This is a genomic window from Parasedimentitalea psychrophila, assembly GCF_030285785.1.
In the GTDB taxonomy this organism is placed as follows: Bacteria; Pseudomonadota; Alphaproteobacteria; order Rhodobacterales; family Rhodobacteraceae; genus Parasedimentitalea; species Parasedimentitalea psychrophila.
Genome location: NZ_CP127247.1, coordinates 1022580 through 1037650, shown reverse-complemented (window position 1 = coordinate 1037650; position 15071 = coordinate 1022580). Strand labels below are relative to the sequence as shown.

General features: G+C 62.4%; 15 protein-coding genes. 9 read left to right on the top strand and 6 right to left on the bottom strand.

Going from position 1 to position 15071, the window contains the following annotated elements; all coding sequences use genetic code 11:
- Positions 1–9 precede the first annotated feature (9 nt).
- Positions 10–3405, top strand: coding sequence for an efflux RND transporter permease subunit (locus tag QPJ95_RS05005; RefSeq protein ID WP_270918546.1), 3396 nt, complete (start codon positions 10–12; stop codon positions 3403–3405).
- A 20-nt stretch (positions 3406–3425) separates the two neighbouring features.
- On the opposite strand, the gene QPJ95_RS05000 is transcribed toward QPJ95_RS05005, so the two are convergent.
- On the bottom strand, positions 3426–3863 hold the full coding sequence (locus QPJ95_RS05000; RefSeq protein WP_270918545.1) for an NUDIX hydrolase: 438 nt from the start codon (positions 3861–3863) through the stop codon (positions 3426–3428).
- Positions 3864–3881: 18 nt separating this feature from the next.
- Positions 3882–4712: a protein-disulfide reductase DsbD domain-containing protein gene (locus QPJ95_RS04995; protein ID WP_270918544.1), complete on the bottom strand. Its 831-nt coding sequence runs from the start codon at positions 4710–4712 to the stop codon at positions 3882–3884.
- Positions 4713–4961: 249 nt separating this feature from the next.
- On the opposite strand from QPJ95_RS04995, the gene QPJ95_RS04990 reads away from it, so the two are divergent.
- A complete protein-coding gene (locus QPJ95_RS04990; protein WP_270918543.1) occupies positions 4962–5519 on the top strand; it encodes a YqgE/AlgH family protein in 558 nt (185 codons plus the stop codon).
- Between the two features lie 300 nt (positions 5520–5819).
- Here QPJ95_RS04990 and QPJ95_RS04985 read toward each other — a convergent pair whose 3' ends face one another.
- Positions 5820–6770, bottom strand: coding sequence for an L-threonylcarbamoyladenylate synthase (locus QPJ95_RS04985; protein WP_270918542.1), 951 nt, complete (start codon positions 6768–6770; stop codon positions 5820–5822).
- Between the two features lie 128 nt (positions 6771–6898).
- Between QPJ95_RS04985 and QPJ95_RS04980 the strand changes: the two genes are divergently transcribed.
- From QPJ95_RS04980 to QPJ95_RS04950, 7 genes are all read left to right on the top strand, one after another.
- The gene (locus QPJ95_RS04980) at positions 6899–8608 is read left to right on the top strand and encodes an acyl-CoA dehydrogenase (protein ID WP_270918541.1); all 1710 of its coding nucleotides are present in this window, start codon (positions 6899–6901) and stop codon (positions 8606–8608) included.
- Positions 8605–9651 (top strand): MBL fold metallo-hydrolase, encoded by a 1047-nt coding sequence (locus tag QPJ95_RS04975; protein WP_270918540.1) that lies wholly within the window; start codon positions 8605–8607, stop codon positions 9649–9651. Before QPJ95_RS04980 ends, QPJ95_RS04975 begins: the two co-directional genes overlap by 4 nt.
- Before the next feature lie 4 nt (positions 9652–9655).
- Positions 9656–10108, top strand: a complete 453-nt coding sequence (locus QPJ95_RS04970; protein ID WP_270918539.1) for a DUF6173 family protein — start codon at positions 9656–9658, stop codon at positions 10106–10108.
- Between the two features lie 211 nt (positions 10109–10319).
- Positions 10320–12164 carry a glycerophosphodiester phosphodiesterase family protein gene (locus QPJ95_RS04965; protein ID WP_270918538.1) on the top strand — a complete coding sequence of 615 codons (1845 nt, stop codon included), beginning with the start codon at positions 10320–10322 and terminating at the stop codon, positions 12162–12164.
- A complete protein-coding gene (locus tag QPJ95_RS04960) occupies positions 12151–12744 on the top strand; it encodes a hypothetical protein (protein ID WP_270918537.1) in 594 nt (197 codons plus the stop codon). Before QPJ95_RS04965 ends, QPJ95_RS04960 begins: the two co-directional genes overlap by 14 nt.
- A complete protein-coding gene (locus QPJ95_RS24170; protein ID WP_390923254.1) occupies positions 12713–12973 on the top strand; it encodes an aa3-type cytochrome c oxidase subunit IV in 261 nt (86 codons plus the stop codon). The genes QPJ95_RS04960 and QPJ95_RS24170 overlap by 32 nt, the downstream gene beginning before the upstream one ends.
- A 13-nt stretch (positions 12974–12986) precedes the next feature.
- Positions 12987–13607 (top strand): hypothetical protein, encoded by a 621-nt coding sequence (locus QPJ95_RS04950; RefSeq protein WP_390923251.1) that lies wholly within the window; start codon positions 12987–12989, stop codon positions 13605–13607.
- 45 nt (positions 13608–13652) lie between these two features.
- Here QPJ95_RS04950 and QPJ95_RS04945 read toward each other — a convergent pair whose 3' ends face one another.
- From QPJ95_RS04945 to QPJ95_RS04935, 3 genes are all read right to left on the bottom strand, one after another.
- Positions 13653–13931: a hypothetical protein gene (locus QPJ95_RS04945; RefSeq protein ID WP_270918536.1), complete on the bottom strand. Its 279-nt coding sequence runs from the start codon at positions 13929–13931 to the stop codon at positions 13653–13655.
- Positions 13932–14009: 78 nt separating this feature from the next.
- The gene (locus tag QPJ95_RS04940; RefSeq protein ID WP_270918535.1) at positions 14010–14342 is read right to left on the bottom strand and encodes an AzlD domain-containing protein; all 333 of its coding nucleotides are present in this window, start codon (positions 14340–14342) and stop codon (positions 14010–14012) included.
- Positions 14339–15067 carry an AzlC family ABC transporter permease gene (locus tag QPJ95_RS04935; RefSeq protein ID WP_270918534.1) on the bottom strand — a complete coding sequence of 243 codons (729 nt, stop codon included), beginning with the start codon at positions 15065–15067 and terminating at the stop codon, positions 14339–14341. Before QPJ95_RS04935 ends, QPJ95_RS04940 begins: the two co-directional genes overlap by 4 nt.
- Between the last annotated feature and the right edge of the window lie 4 nt (positions 15068–15071).

Genomic DNA, 15071 nt, shown 5'->3' with positions numbered 1-15071 from the left:
GGCCAGCCAATGATCCGCGATCTTCCCCGCTCAGCCGGCGGGTTGCTGAGCTATTTCACCCGTCACCGGACCGCTGCCAATCTGCTGTTGGTGGTGCTATTGGTGTCGGGCATCGCGGCGATTCCCAATATGCGGGCGCAGTTCTTTCCAGATGTTGTGCTGGACCGGGTCTCGGTTTCGGTCATCTGGGACGGGGCCGGTCCGGGAGATGTCGACAGTGCCATCGTGCAGGCGTTGGAGCCGACACTGCTGGCGGTGGACGGGGTTGAATCCTCGTCGGCATCGTCGCGCGAGGGGCGGGCGTCAATCCGGCTGGAGTTTGAGCCGAACTGGGACATGGCGCGGGCGGCGGATGATGTGCAGGCGGCGGTGGATTCGGTGACCACCCTGCCCGAGGCTGCAGAGGAGCCCAAGGTCACCCGCGCGGTGTGGCGTGATCGGGTCACCGATGTGGTGATCTCGGGGTCACTGGCGCCGGCCCAGCTGGGGCTGTTTGCCGATGAGCTGATTATCCGCTTGTTCGAGGTTGGGGTGACCCGCACCACAATCCGTGGCGTCGCGGCGCCGCAGACCCTGATCGAGGTGCCCTCATACAGTCTGATTGCCCATGACGTGACCCTGACCCAGATCGCGCAGGCGATTGCTGCCGAGGTGGCGGCTGATCCGGCGGGCGATGTCACTGGCGCCAATGCGCGGGTGCGCACCGGCCGGGAAAAACGCAAACCCGAAGAAATAGAGGGAATCGTGCTGCGCGCCAATGCCGATGGATCGACACTGACCATTGGCGATGTGGCGCAGATCTCGGTGCAGGGTGTGGACCGGAACCGGGCCTATTTTGTCGGTGACAACCCGGCGATATCGCTGCGGGTTGACCGCTCTAGCAAAGGCGATGCCATTGGCATTCAGCGCAGCGTCGAGGGCGTCGTCGAGCAGATGCAGGCCAGCCTGCCGCAGGGGGTGAAGGTCGAGCTGATCCGCACCCGGGCCGAGGCGATTTCCGGGCGGCTGACCCTGTTGGTCAACAATGGGCTGATGGGGCTGGCGCTGGTGGTGACGCTGCTGTTCCTGTTCCTCAACGCGCGCATTGCATTCTGGGTGGCGGCGGGCATTCCGGCGGCGATGTTTGCTGCTATTGCCATCATGTATGCGGCCGGCCTGACCATCAATATGATCAGCCTGTTTGGCCTGATTATCACGCTGGGCATTGTGGTGGATGACGCCATTGTGGTCGGCGAGCACGCCGATTTTCGCGCCAGGCGGCTGGGCGAGCACCCGGTGGTGGCCTCGGAGAATGCGGCGCGGCGCATGGCTATGCCGGTGCTGGCCGCAACCCTGACCACCATCATCGCGTTTTTTGGCCTGACCATCATCGGTGGCCGGTTTGGCGATCTGATCAGCGACATTCCCTATACGGTGATCGCGGTGCTGGCCGCCTCGCTGGTTGAATGTTTCCTGATCCTGCCCAACCACCTGTCCCATGCCATCGCCCATGCCGCCAAGGAACATTGGTACGATTGGCCAAACCGGGTGGTGAACCGGGGCTTTCGCTGGCTGCGCGATCACCTGTTCCGGCGGTTGATGGTCTGGGTGATCCGGGGCCGCTATGTGGTGCTGGCGGCGGCGCTGTTGCTGCTGGCCAGCCAGATGTCGCTGGTGATCGGCGGCGATGTGAAATGGCGGTTCTTCAACGCTCCCGAGCGCAGTTCGGTCACTGGCAACTTTGCCATGGTCGAAGGCGCCAGCCGCGATGACACCCTGGAGATGATGCAGGAGATGCAGCGCGCCACCCAGGCGCTGGGCGTGGAATACGAGGCCCGCTATGGTCGCAATCCGCTGCTCTTTGTGATGGCCGAGGTTGGCGGCAATGCGGGGCGCGGTCTGTCGGGGGTGGATGCCAAGAGCCTGGATCTGCTGGGCGGCATTTCCATCGAATTGATTGATGGCGATCTGCGCCCTGAATATACCAGCTCTGCCTTTGTCTCTGAACTGCAGGAAACCGTGCAGCGCCACCCGATGGCCGAGACGGTGTCGTTTCGCCGCTATCACTCGGGGCCGGGTGGTGACGCTCTGGATGTGCAGTTCTATGGCGCCACTGTGCAGACCCTAAAGGCGGCCTCGGAGGATCTGAAAGACGCCTTGCTGAGCTACCCCGAAGTCTCGGCGGTGGAGGACAATCTGGCCTATGACAAGGAAGAGATTGTTCTGGATCTGACCCCTCAGGGGCAGGCCCTGGACTTTACCATAGACAGTTTGGGACGGGCGCTGCGGGCGCGGTTGAATGGGATCGAGGCGGCGACCTATCCGGATGGTCCACGGTCGGCCACCATTCAGGTCGAGTTGCCCGAGGGCGAGCTGACGGCGGATTTCCTGGAGCGCACTTTGATGCGCACACCGGCGGGCAACTATGTGCCGCTGGCCGATATCGTTTCGGTGACCCAGCGCACCGGGTTCTCTACCGTTCGGCGGGAAAACGGCATCCGGCTGATATCGATCACTGGCGATATATCCGAGGATGATCCGGCCCGGGCGGAACAGATTTTGCAGGCGTTGAAGGATGAAATCCTACCCAAAATTGCCAGTGAGCGACAGGTGGAATGGCGTCTGGCAGGGATGAGCGAGCAAGAGGACGCTTTCCTGAATGATGCCCGCACCGGGCTGATCCTTTGCCTGACCGGTATTTATCTGGTGCTGGCCTGGGTGTTTTCCAGCTGGACCCGGCCGTTGGTGGTGATGGCGATCATTCCGTTTGGTCTGGTTGGCACTATCTACGGCCACCATTTCCACGGGGTGCCGCTGTCGATGTTCTCGGTGGTCGGGTTGTTGGGGATGACCGGCATCATCATCAATGATTCAATCGTGCTGGTGACAACCATCGATGAATATGCCGAGGGCCGCGGGCTGATCCCCTCTATTGTTGAGGGCGCCGCTGACCGGTTGCGGCCGGTGTTGCTGACGACGATGACCACGGTGCTGGGCTTGGCCCCCTTGCTCACCGAAAAGTCGCAGCAGGCACAGTTTCTGAAGCCGACGGTGATCACCCTGGTCTATGGCCTGGGCTTTGGCCTGGTGCTGGTGCTGTTGCTGGTGCCCGCCTTGGTGGCGATGCAAAGCGATGTGGCCCGGCCGATGGCGGCCATGCGCCGCGCATTGAGGGCTGGGGCGACGCGCTGGCTGATGCTGGGGGTTGCTGCCTTGCAAGCCGCATGGCTGGCGCTGACGCTGGGCTGGACACTGGCCACCGGCGCCCTGCAACCGGGGCTGGTTCAGGCGCTGCCGGGGTTGGCCGCTCTGGACCCGATGCGCGCTGCGCTGCTGGCGTTCCTCGGCGGCGCGGCGGTGATTGTGGTGGTCAGTTATCTGCTGGCGGCGCTGGGCATCGGAGTGCGGTCGCGTCGTCGCGTTTAAGGTACCAGCTCTCTGCCGATCTACCGGTTGTGCATACGGGCCTGCGCCATATGCGCCACCTCGGCGACTTGATCCAGCAGCGGCAGGCCGCAGGTCTCAAATTCGTTGATCGGCATCCAGAGGGCCTGGGCGGCATCGTCGGCCGGCTGCGGTGTGCCCTGCTGATAGTCACAGAGCACCGCCGCCAGCAGATACTGTTGCGCCACCGCGCCATGGGTGTCGCGCAGGATCACATCAATATTGGTGAGATACCCTAGCGGCCGGGCGGTGACGCCGGTTTCCTCAAATAATTCGCGGGCAGCGGCCTGCAGCGCGGTCTCGCCCAGCTCTAGGTGGCCACCGGGAAAGCCCCACATGCCAGCGCTCGGCTGTTTGCCGCGTTGCACCAGAATGACACGATCGCGGTGGCAGACCACAGCAATGGCGCCGACAAGGGGACGGTTCATGGTTGGGGGCATAGTGGGGGAATCCTGAGGTTATCCGGCAGCGCAGCCGCGAATGTCCACTGCATGGCGGCTGCCCAGCACGGTGATCCGCAGTTTGGAACGGTCCAGCGCAAAACCATCGTTGCTGGTGGGCAGGAACTCGGTTGTGGCGATCAGCATATTGCCGCGCCGCTTGGTGGCGGTGGCGCCGCCAAAGGCCAAAGGTGTGCCGGACTCGATCACCGCAACCTCGGTGTTACCCGCCGCTGGCATCGAGATGCGCGCCTCCACCTGGATGCCGTATTTGGTTGCAGACAAGCTGCAGGTGGTGGATTTCACCCCGGCCTCTTGGGCGGAATAGGGGCGGTTTGCCATCGCGGCGGCAATGGCCGGGTTGCGGTCGGCCTGCAGGTTCAACTGGTGATCAAAGGACACTTCAGAGGGCACACAGATGTCCTTGCACAGGCCAAGCATCATCTGGCCGGCCAAGGTCACGGGCAGGTCGGGACTGCTGGCGGTGATTTCGATCGGCAGCACCAATTGATCATGGTAGCCAATGGTCTGGTAGCCCGAGGTCATGGTGACCTCAGGGGTGGGCCAGATGATCGCCAAAGTCGCGATATTGCTGGAGCCGCGCCAATCAAAGTTGGGCGGGATGCCGGCATCGCCGGGACTGCGCCAATAGGTTTTCCAGCCCGCCTGCAGGGTCAGTCGCAGGGCGCCCATATAGGTGCCACGGGCGGTGCGGCCACCGTCCAGCACCTCGATTTCCACCAGCGGGCCAGAGTCACTGGCCGTGTCACTGGCCGTGTCACTGGCCGCCAGGGTGGGAGCGGCAAAGGCCAGCAGTCCGGCGCATAGAATATTGAGAGCTTGTGTCATGGCACAATAGATGCGCTGTCGGCAGTGAAAAGCCAAGTCACGTTGTGGTTAGCCCGGATTTGTCGGGGTCAGAAATGGCTTTGCCGCCGGGGGAGCGCTGGCAGCCCACCCTTGCGCAGGGCCTCGTGCCGCGTCATGATTAAGGCAGAGGGCCGGGCCCACCCCTGTCACCCAGGGTGACAGGGGTGGGTCTGCGGCCCGGTCAACGTCGAGCGCTGGATAAGCGTTGGAGCAGAGAGGGAACGGCATATGGATCTCACCGGTAAACTTCTGATTGCCATGCCCGGCATGGGAGACGAACGGTTTGAGCACACGGTGGTGTTTCTGTGTTCCCATACCAAAGACGGCGCGATGGGGCTGATCGTCAACAAAACGGCTCCCGAAGTGCAATTGGGCGATCTGCTGCGGCAGCTGGATATCAAGCCCGTCCCGGTATCACGGGGGCAAATTCCGGTGCGCTTTGGCGGTCCTGTCGAGACCCAGCGCGGATTTGTGCTGCATACGCCGGACTATGAGGCCAGCCTGAACTCGCTGCATGTGTCCGAGGTGTGTTCGATGACCGCGACGCTGGATATCCTGGAGGATATCGCCATTGGCAAAGGCCCCGATCAGGTGCTGATGATGTTGGGCTATGCGGGCTGGGGGGCGGGGCAGCTGGAGAGCGAGATCGGCCTGAATGGCTGGCTGACCGTCGCGGCGACAGCGGCGCTGGTCTTTGACACCGAGGATGATCAGAAATGGGGTGCAGCGCTGCAGTCGATTGGCGTTGATCCGCTGGGGCTGTCAAGTGAGGCGGGCCATGCGTGAGGCCTCTCGATGAGCTCCCGTCCATCCCCGCCCTCCTGACGGAGGCCGTTGCCAGTTGGGCGTGGCACCGGGCTTGGCGCCCGCTGTGGGCGTTTTGCTGAGACCTGCCTCTCAAGGTTCCAATTCAAGGATATTGCAGGACTGTACCGCGTCACCGCGTTGCGCCCGCGCCGCAGCGCAGTGGCTTGCAGCTAGCTCCGCGCGGCGCAGCCGCGCCCGGCCCAAGACCGTCATTGCGACCGGCGTAGCCGGGGGCTGTGTGGGCGCGGGAGCCCTTGTTTGTCAATCTCTCGGGGTTTGTCAGTCTCTCGGGGCGGCGGCGCGCTGCAGGCGGTCATTGATGGCCTGACCAAGCCCATGATTGGGCACCGGGGCAACGGCGATCGGCCTGCCTAGGGCATCAAGCTGATGCAGGTGGCCAAACAGATTGGCTGCCGCCTCGATCAGGCTGCCGCTGGCCGAGAGGTTCAGATCACAGGCCATGGCGCCAAATCCCAGCATCAGCTCGCCGGGCTCGGCCTGAGTAGCATTCAGCCGCACCCGCTCGTTTGGCGCGTAGTGGGACAGCAATTGCCCCGGTGCGGTCAGTGCATCATTGGTGTCGCGCTGTTGCAGCGGCTGACCCAGCGCGGCTTCGATCTCCTCGGCGGCGAGACCGCCGGGGCGCAGCAACATGGGATGGGGGCCAGCCAGGCCGACAATGGTGGATTCCAGGCCGACACCGCAGGGCCCGTCATCGATAATGGCGGCCAGTCGCCCGCCCAGCCCGGCCTCAACATGGGCGGCTGTGGTGGGGCTTATCCGCCCCGAGGGGTTGGCAGAGGGTGCCGCAACCGGCCCATCGACCAGCGCCAGCAAGCGCCGTGCGGTGGGGTGCGCGGGCACCCGGATGGCCAGTGTCTCCAGCCCGGCGGTGACCAGCGGTGAAATGCCGTGGCCGTCGCGCAGCGGCAGCACCAAGGTCAGCGGCCCGGGCCAAAAGGCCTTGGCCAGCAGCTCTGCCTGATCGGTCCACTGAACGTAGCGCCGAGCGGCTTCAATCGAGGCCATATGCGCGATCAGAGGGTTGAAATTTGGCCGCCCCTTGGCCTCGAATATAGCGGCGACCGCCTGACCCTGACGAGCGTCTCCGCCCAGACCGTAAACGGTCTCGGTGGGAAAGGCGACCAGCTTGCCTGCCCGCAATAATGCCGCTGCCTGCTGCAGGTCTGGCTGTTCAGAACCCAGTATTATAGTATGTTTACTGCTCATATAGGTGACGCCGCGTTTCGGTTTGCTTGCGCGGCTGGCCCCGCTAGATATTTGTCCAAGCTTTGACAGTTACCGGCTGCGCACAGGAATTCCAAGCCCACGGCGCAGCGCCACAGAAAGAGGATGCCATGAGTTTTCGCGCACCCGTTCCCGAGTATGAATTTCTACTGAACCAGATTGTTGGCTACGGGCAGGTCGCCGCGACCCCAAAATTCGCCGAGGCCTCGGGTGATTTGACCAGCGCCATTCTGACCGAAGCTGGCAAACTATGCGACACGGTGATGGCGCCGTTGCAGCGCGCGGGAGACCTGCAGCCGGCCCATCTGGAAAACGGCGTGTTGCGCAGCTCACCCGGATTTGCCGCAGGCTGGACGGCGATCGCCGAGGGCGGTTGGATCGGCATGAGCGCCCCCGAGGGATACGGTGGCATGGCGCTGCCGATGGCGCTGACCACTTGCGTCAATGAAATGATGAGCGGCGCCTGCCTGTCGCTGCAACTGGCACCGCTGATGTCGCAGGGTCAGATCGAGGCGCTGGCGCATCACGCCAGTGACGCGCTTAAGGATCTGTATCTGCCCAAGCTGATTTCCGGCGAATGGGCGGGCACCATGAACCTGACCGAGGCGCAGGCCGGATCGGATGTGGGGGCGCTGGCGTCGAAGGCGCAAGCCAATGGCGATGGCACCTATGCGGTCAGCGGTCAAAAGATCTTCATCAGCTGGGGCGACAATGATTTCTGCAGCAATATCTGCCACTTGGTGCTGGCACGGCTGCCAGACGGGGTGCCGGGGACCAAGGGGATCTCGCTGTTCCTGGTGCCAAAATACCTGCCGGATGAAAATGGCGATGCGGGTGTGCCCAACGACCTGAGCGTGGTCAGCCTGGAGCACAAGATGGGCCTGCATGGCTCGCCCACCTGTGTGATGCAATATGATGGCGCCAAGGGGTGGCTGGTTGGCCGCGAACATGGCGGCATGGCGGCAATGTTCACCATGATGAACAACGCCCGTCTGGGCGTTGGCGGTCAGGGCATTGGCGTTGGCGAGGCGGCCTATCAGCAGGCGCTGGGCTATGCGCTGGAGCGCAGGCAGGGGCGCAGCGACAGCGGTACAATCGTCGATCACGCGGATGTGCGGCGGATGCTGATGTCGATGAAGGCCGATCTGTTTGCCGCTCGTGCGATCATGCTGTCCTGTGCGGTAGCCATTGATATGCAGGCCGCCACCGGCGCCGCCGACTGGGCCGCAAGGGCGGCGTTTCTGACCCCGATTTCCAAGGTCTTTGGCACCGACACCGGGATCTCGATGGCCGATACCGGCGTGCAGGTGCATGGCGGCATGGGCTTTATCGAAGAGACCGGCGCGGCGCAGTTCCTGCGCGATGTGCGGGTGACCTCGATTTATGAGGGCACCAATGGCATTCAGGCGATGGATCTGGTGGGCCGCAAGATGCTGGACGGCGGCGATATGGCCAACCGGCTGATGGACGAGATCGAGGAACAGGCAGAACGGGCCCGCGCAACCCATCCCAACATGGCCGAAAGCGTCTGGCAGGCCTGCGAGTCGTTGCGTGAAGCCACCGACTGGCTTGTGGCACAGGACAAAATGAACGACCGCTTTGCCGGTGCGGTTCCTTACCTGCGGGCTTTTGCACGGGTACTGGGGGGGCACTTCCACCTGAGCGCAGCGATGGCAGATCTGGGCGGTCCGCGTGAAAAACTGGCGCGGTTCTATATCACCCGGCTGCTGCCGGAACATGCAGGGCTGCTTGCCCATGCGCAGGCCGGCGCCGATGGCGCCTATGCGCTAACCTTGGAAGAATTGGCAGGACAATCATGACCAGCGTTCCCGAAGTCACCATGCGCCACCCCTGGGAGGTGCCCCCAGCACCGGGCGAGGCGATCGAGATCGTGACAGGCGTGCTCTGGATGCGGCTGCCGCTGCCAATGAAGCTGGACCATGTGAATGTCTATGCGCTGGACGACGGTGACAGCTGGACGGTGATCGACACCGGGTTCTCCTCCAAAAAGACCCGCGCGATCTGGGAGCAACTGATGGCGGGGCCGCTGGCTGGCAAGCCGGTCAAGCGGGTGGTGGTCACCCATCACCACCCCGATCACATCGGCAATGCCGGCTGGTTTCAGAGCGAACACGGGGCTGAGCTGGTGACCACCCGCACCGCCTGGCTGTTTGCCCGCATGCTGACGCTGGACGTGCAGGAGGTCTGGCCGCAGGAAACCCTCGACTATTACCGCAGCGCCGGCATGGACCCTGAGATCTATGACAAACGGGTTGCCGACCGGCCCTTCAACTTTGCCGATGTGGTCTATCCGATGCCGCTGGGCTTTACCCGCATCCAGCAGGATGATGTGATCCGCATGGGGGGTCGCGACTGGGATGTGCATATGGGCAACGGCCACGCGCCGGAACATGCGACCTTCTGGAGCCGCGACGACAATCTGGTGATCACCGGCGACCAGATCCTGTCCTCGATCAGCCCCAACATCGGCGTCTATGCCACCGAACCGATGGCCGACCCGCTGGCCGACTGGCTAGAAGCCTGCGAGCGGCTGGCACCGCTGGCGCGCGCCGATCATATCGCGCTGGGCGGCCACAAACTGCCCTTCACCCGGCTGCCCCTGCGGATGCGGCAGCTGATCGACAATCACCACGGCGCGCTCGAACGGCTGCTGGAGTATCTGGATCAGCCCAAAACCGCCGCTGAGTGCTTCTCGACCCTGTTCAAACGCAGCATCGGAGAAGGCGAATACGGCCTTGCCCTGGTTGAGGCGGTGGCGCATGTGAACCACCTGTATTGTATTGGCAAACTGGACCGCAGCCGCCGCGACGATGGCGCCTGGCTGTACCAGCGTAAGGGGTAGCGTTATGGGGGATAATATTAAAACGTCGGCAGAGGCGGTTGAAGCCGCAGTATTGCCGTGCCTGCACGAGGTCCACGCCGACCCCGAGGCAAAGGCCGGATTGACCACAGTGCCCGAGGCGCTGAACAAACTGGCCGATCACAAAAGCGCCGCGCGCTGGGCCTATGAGCGTCTGATCCTCTATATCCAGAACTTTGAAGAACAGCTGGACGGCGAGCATGAGGTCGCCATGGGCTTTGTCGGCGGCGAGGCCGGGGTGCTGCGGATCGAGGGCATGGGCTATTTCGATCCCGATATCATCACCTTTTACGGCACCGACGGCGCCGGTGGCAAAACCCAGCTGGTGCAGCATGTCACCCAGTTGAACGTGATGCTGCGGGCGCTGCCCAAACCGCAACAGGACAAGCCCGCCAACCGGATTGGGTTTAAACTGGCGTCAGACCTCGAAGAGACCTGACTAAAAATCGGCCGCTTTGGTGCGTCTCGGCAGCCCTGCGCTGGTCCGCAGGACCGGCGCCACGCCCAACGGGAAGAGCGTCTCCGCCAGGAGACCGATGCCGGGCGGGAGCCATTTGGGCTGCGCGGCTGAGCCTGTGCTGGCGCCAATCCGCTCTTGAGACCTGCCGCGCCCCGTCGTTCTATGGGGCCAGAATGTCAGGAGGTTTGGTTTGAAATTTATATCCGACGTTTTACAGGCCTATGGTGGCGCCAGACGGCGCTGGCGGTTGTTTCTGGCGGTGCATGTGTCGCTGCGACTGCTGGCTCTGGCGCTGATTGCACCGCTGCTGGGGGGGATGGTCAACCTGGCGGTATCCTTTTCCAGCCAATCGGCACTGACCGATCAGGATATTGCGCTGTTTGTGCTGTCGCCGATCGGTTTTGTGCTGTCGCTGGTGGTTGTCAGCATCGTGATGGTGGGCGAGGTCACCGGCTTTGCGGTGATGGCCGCCTCGCTGCGTTATGAGCAAGCCGACCGCTGGCAAACCGCCCGCGTGGCGCTGCTGTCGGTGGTCAGAAAACTATATGTGCTGGCGGTTTTCATTGGCCTGCTGCTGCTGCGAATTCTGCTGCTGGCGGCGCCGTTTGCTGCGGTGGCAGGGCTGGTGGCCTGGGCACTGCTGACCGAATATGACATCAATTACTACCTGAGCTATCACCCGCCTGCCTTCAAACTGGCGGTGGCTCTGATCGGGGTGATCGCACTGGCGCTGGCGCTGGTTCTGTTGCAACGGCTGTCAGCCTGGGCGCTGGCGCTGCATCTGGTGCTGTTCGAGGATCAATCACCGCCTAGCAGTTTTGGGATCAGCACCCAGCGAATGAAGGGGCATCATCTCAAGTTGCAGATCGAACTGGTGGTCTGGGTGTTACTGCGCACGGCTCTGGTGGCGGTATTGGCGGCTGTGGCGGGTGGGATTATCGCCTGGATGCCAGTGGGCGAAGAGACCGACTTGATCCGGGTGTTGCTGCTGTCGCTTGTTGTGCTGTTGTTCTGGGTGACGGGCGACGCGGTGCTGTCGGCCATCGCGCTGGGCGCATTGGCGCTTATACTGGATCGCCATTTTGGCGGCGCGCATCCGCCACTGCCCAGTTACCTGCGTGGGCAATCGCGGCTGCGTCCCGGATTGCTGGGCTTTGCTGGTGTCGCAGTTGTTCTGGCCGGCATGTCCCTGTGGCTGGGCCAGTCGCTGTTTGACGCGGTAAAGGCCACGGATGAAGTCGAGATCATTGCCCATCGCGGCGCTGCCGGCAGCAAGCCGGAAAACACCACAGCCGCGATCCAAGAGGCGCTGCAGCAGGGCGCTGACTGGGTCGAGATTGATGTGCAGGAAAGCGCCGACGGCCATATCGTGGTGATGCATGACGCCGATTTGATGAAGCTGGCCAGGGTCAATTTGCAGATCCACGCCGCACCTCTGGAGCAGTTGCAGCAAGTTGATATCGGCAGCTGGTATGACCCGGCTTACGCCGATCAGCGCATTCCGCTGTTGAGCGAGGTTCTGCTGCAGGTCAAGGGCCGCGCCAAGCTGCTGATCGAGTTCAAGCACTATGGCTTTGATGTTGATCTGGAGGGCCGCAGCGTCGCCCTGGTCGAGGCGGCGGATATGGCGGACCAGATCGCCTTTATGTCGCTGAAATACGGATCGGTACAAAAGGCGAAATCCCTGCGCCCCGACTGGCGGGCGGGCATTCTGGCCGCCACCAAGGTCGGTGATCTGGCCGGGCTGGACGGGGATTTTGTTGCGGTGCGGGCCGAAATTGCCAGCCCGGCGCTGATTGGCGCGGTGCAGGCCGCGGGCAAGGATATCTATGTCTGGACCGTCAACGATCCGCTGCAAATGTCCAAAATGATCTCGATGGGGGTGGATGGGCTGATCACCGATGAACCGGCGCTGGTGCATGAGGTGCTGCGGGTCAGGGCGCAGCTGAACACCCCCGAACGCATGGTGTTGTGGCTGATCGAAGAGCTGGGTCTGGATCTTAATCCCAGGGAGTATAGAGATGTCAGCCCCTAGGTCATTGCGCCTCTGCTCTGTGATGGCGGTACTGTTGGCGCTGTGGTTCAGCCCAGCCCCGGCTCAGGAAGCACCGGCCCCGGCTCAGGCCTGGGACCAGTTGGGTCGCGGGCTGGAGCTGAAGGCGCATGAGGCGCTGATGGTGCAGGTGGCAAAAGCCGGGGCGGCTAATCCCTTTACCACCGATGGCTGTAGCGGTGGCCTGTCCAGCACCTGGCAGGCGGTTGCAGCCTATTGGCCACAATTCGCCCGCGACCACCAGCAACAGCCGCCGTTTGAAACCTGTTGTGTCAGTCATGACCGGGCCTATCACCAGGCCGGTGCGGCGCAGGTGGCCGCCGACAGCTATGCGGCGCGACTGGCAGCTGACCGGGCGTTGCAGCTCTGTGTCACCGAGACCGGACAGGCCCGTCAAGCCGAGTTGGCGGTGGTCTATGGGGTCAGCCCGGCGCAGGTGGCCGAGGCCTATGAACTGCTGGCGGGCAGCATGTATTACTCGGTGCGATTTGGCGGCGGGCCCTGCAGCGGGCTGAGCTGGCGCTGGGGCTATGGCTATGATGCTTGTTGGAGCGGCAATTAACGCCGTTTCTGTGGCCCTGCGCCGCAATGACGTGGTGACAGGCTTTTTTATTTGCGATATTCAAAGTGAAATGCACGCGAATAGGATATTACCCATGGCAGATCACCAGCACGGAACGATGGACACAACGGTCCAGGAAAACGTTTACTCCGGATTTATGACCTTCGTCAGCCGCTTTTGCGTTGCGATGATTGTTCTGGCCGTGTTCCTGGCCATCTTCGCGACCTGATCTGGAGCTCCCGGTGCGTATTTTTACAGCTTTGACCTCATCGCTTTTGGCGGTGACTCTGTTGGGCGGTTGCGCCGATCAGCCACAGCCCAATGCGGATGCCGCCACCTTGGCGGCGGTGTCGTACCGCGCGCCGGGCCCCAGCACCCTGACGCTGTTTACCATGGTTAACAACCGCAGCGGCCAGGGCGGTCATACTTCGCTGATGATCAACGCATCCGAGCGGGTGATATTTGACCCTGCCGGGTCGTTTTATGCCGATGTTGTGCCCGAAGTTGACGATGTTCTCTTTGGCATCACCCCGGGGGTCGAAAAAGCCTATCGTGGCGGCCATGCCCGCAGCACTTTTCATGTGGTCATTCAAACCGTTGAAGTGACCCCGGAACAGGCCGAGATCGCCTATCAGCGGGCTAGGGCGACGGGCCGGGTCTCCGGTGCCTTCTGCGCCAAATCCACCGCCTCGCTGCTGGCGGGTGTCCCCGGATTCGAACAGGTCAACCAGACCTTCTATCCGGTGAAACTCTCCGATAGTTTTGGTGCGCTGCCAGGGGTTGTGACCAAAAAATACTATGAATCTGACAGTGATGATCTGCAGGACGGTCTGGCCCGGGGCAATGCCGCGCTGAACGGCTGACGCTTCAAATCGGATGGTGGCCAGCTAGATAGGCCACCAAGATGTTCAGTTGTTGATACGCGGGTTGCCCGTACGCCTGTCTTGACGCCGATCTGACCTGCGGATGGTTCCGGTGGCGCAGGTTGGCCCCACGGCGCAGGGTTCTACGGTCGTGCTATTGCTCTGTTCAGGATTGGTCTCTGTTGTCACGACTGTGGTGGTCTCGGTGCCGTCTGGCGCGGTGGTTGTCGTGGTTTCTGTCACCACCTCGGCCAGCAGCGCATTTGCGGGCAGGGCAACGACAAATACGATCATCAATGCGGTTCGTTTTGCTCTGTTTTGCATAGTTGGCCTCCTCTTTTCAGTGGATTGTTTAACAACGGTAGTACCTCGCTGACGGTCTGCCAACCCTCCGATCTCAGATCACCCGATCAGGACAGTAAGTCCATAAAGCGCCAATGCTCCTGTGCCCATGGCAGCGAAAATATTTTTGCTGAGATATCCCACCGCCAGTGCAATCAGCGCCGCAGCCAAATGCGGCAGGCTGAGCGACCCGTTGGTGGCGGATGGCCAGACCACCAGTGGCGTCACCAAGGCAGGTAGAATGGCCACCGCCGTGTAACGCAGGTGCCGCATCAGCCAGGCCGGCAGGGCGCGGTCTCCCATCAGCGCCAAAAAGGCGAACCGCAGGGTGAAACTGCCCAGGGCAAGACCAAGGATCACCGTCCACAGCGTCAGGCTATCAAACTGGCTCATCTGACGATATCCTTCTGCATCTTGTATCGCTCCACCCAGAGCTCAGTCTGAGCCCCGACACTCATGCCGGTCAACCCGGCAACAATCAGGCCAAAGTTGTACGGCAGGCCGGCCGCCAGCAAGGCGGTGACAACAGCGGCAAAGCAGGCAGCCAGATGCGCCGGGGTGCGCAGCATCGGCCCGATCATCGCCAGAAAGGCCAGCGGCAACACGAAATCCAAGCCCCAGCTCTCGGGAACCTGCGAGCCAATCAGCGCGCCGACAATGGTGGCGCCCATCCACAGCGGCGTCACGATGCCACTGGCGCCGAAAAAATAGGCCATGCGCTGCGGCGTGGTCATCTCGGGGTTGGTCTCAAATTTGGCGATCGACAGCGCATAAGACTGATCCACCAGAAAATACGCGGCAAAGGCGCGTTGCCACAGCGGCGCAGCCCCCAGATAAGGCGTCAGCGAGGCGGAATACATCGCCATCCGCAAATTGACCGCCAAGGCCGACACCAGAACGATGAGTGTAGGCGCCTGTTCCTGCATCAGTTGCAAAGCGGTGAACTGTGCGGCGCCGGCAAATACCGCCAGCGAGAAGGCAAAGGCCTCCAGCACATTTAGTCCCGCTTCGGCCGCCAGGACGCCAAACAGCAGCCCAAAGGGGCCGGCAATCAAAATGAACGGCGCGCTGTCCCGAAATCCCCTCCAAAAGGCGGATTTGGTGGTGGTGCATGGCATGGCT

Coding starts and splice junctions, on each gene's coding strand:
- QPJ95_RS04940 (WP_270918535.1), bottom strand. CDS start 14,342: ATGAGCCAGTTTGATAGCCTGACGCTGTGGACGGTGATCCTTGGTCTT.
- QPJ95_RS04945 (WP_270918536.1), bottom strand. CDS start 13,931: ATGCAAAACAGAGCAAAACGAACCGCATTGATGATCGTATTTGTCGTT.
- QPJ95_RS04960 (WP_270918537.1), top strand. CDS start 12,151: ATGTCAGCCCCTAGGTCATTGCGCCTCTGCTCTGTGATGGCGGTACTG.
- QPJ95_RS05000 (WP_270918545.1), bottom strand. CDS start 3,863: ATGCCCCCAACCATGAACCGTCCCCTTGTCGGCGCCATTGCTGTGGTC.
- QPJ95_RS04990 (WP_270918543.1), top strand. CDS start 4,962: ATGGATCTCACCGGTAAACTTCTGATTGCCATGCCCGGCATGGGAGAC.
- QPJ95_RS04975 (WP_270918540.1), top strand. CDS start 8,605: ATGACCAGCGTTCCCGAAGTCACCATGCGCCACCCCTGGGAGGTGCCC.
- QPJ95_RS04995 (WP_270918544.1), bottom strand. CDS start 4,712: ATGACACAAGCTCTCAATATTCTATGCGCCGGACTGCTGGCCTTTGCC.
- QPJ95_RS04970 (WP_270918539.1), top strand. CDS start 9,656: ATGGGGGATAATATTAAAACGTCGGCAGAGGCGGTTGAAGCCGCAGTA.
- QPJ95_RS24170 (WP_390923254.1), top strand. CDS start 12,713: ATGGCTATGATGCTTGTTGGAGCGGCAATTAACGCCGTTTCTGTGGCC.
- QPJ95_RS04985 (WP_270918542.1), bottom strand. CDS start 6,770: ATGAGCAGTAAACATACTATAATACTGGGTTCTGAACAGCCAGACCTG.
- QPJ95_RS04935 (WP_270918534.1), bottom strand. CDS start 15,067: ATGCCATGCACCACCACCAAATCCGCCTTTTGGAGGGGATTTCGGGAC.
- QPJ95_RS05005 (WP_270918546.1), top strand. CDS start 10: ATGATCCGCGATCTTCCCCGCTCAGCCGGCGGGTTGCTGAGCTATTTC.
- QPJ95_RS04980 (WP_270918541.1), top strand. CDS start 6,899: ATGAGTTTTCGCGCACCCGTTCCCGAGTATGAATTTCTACTGAACCAG.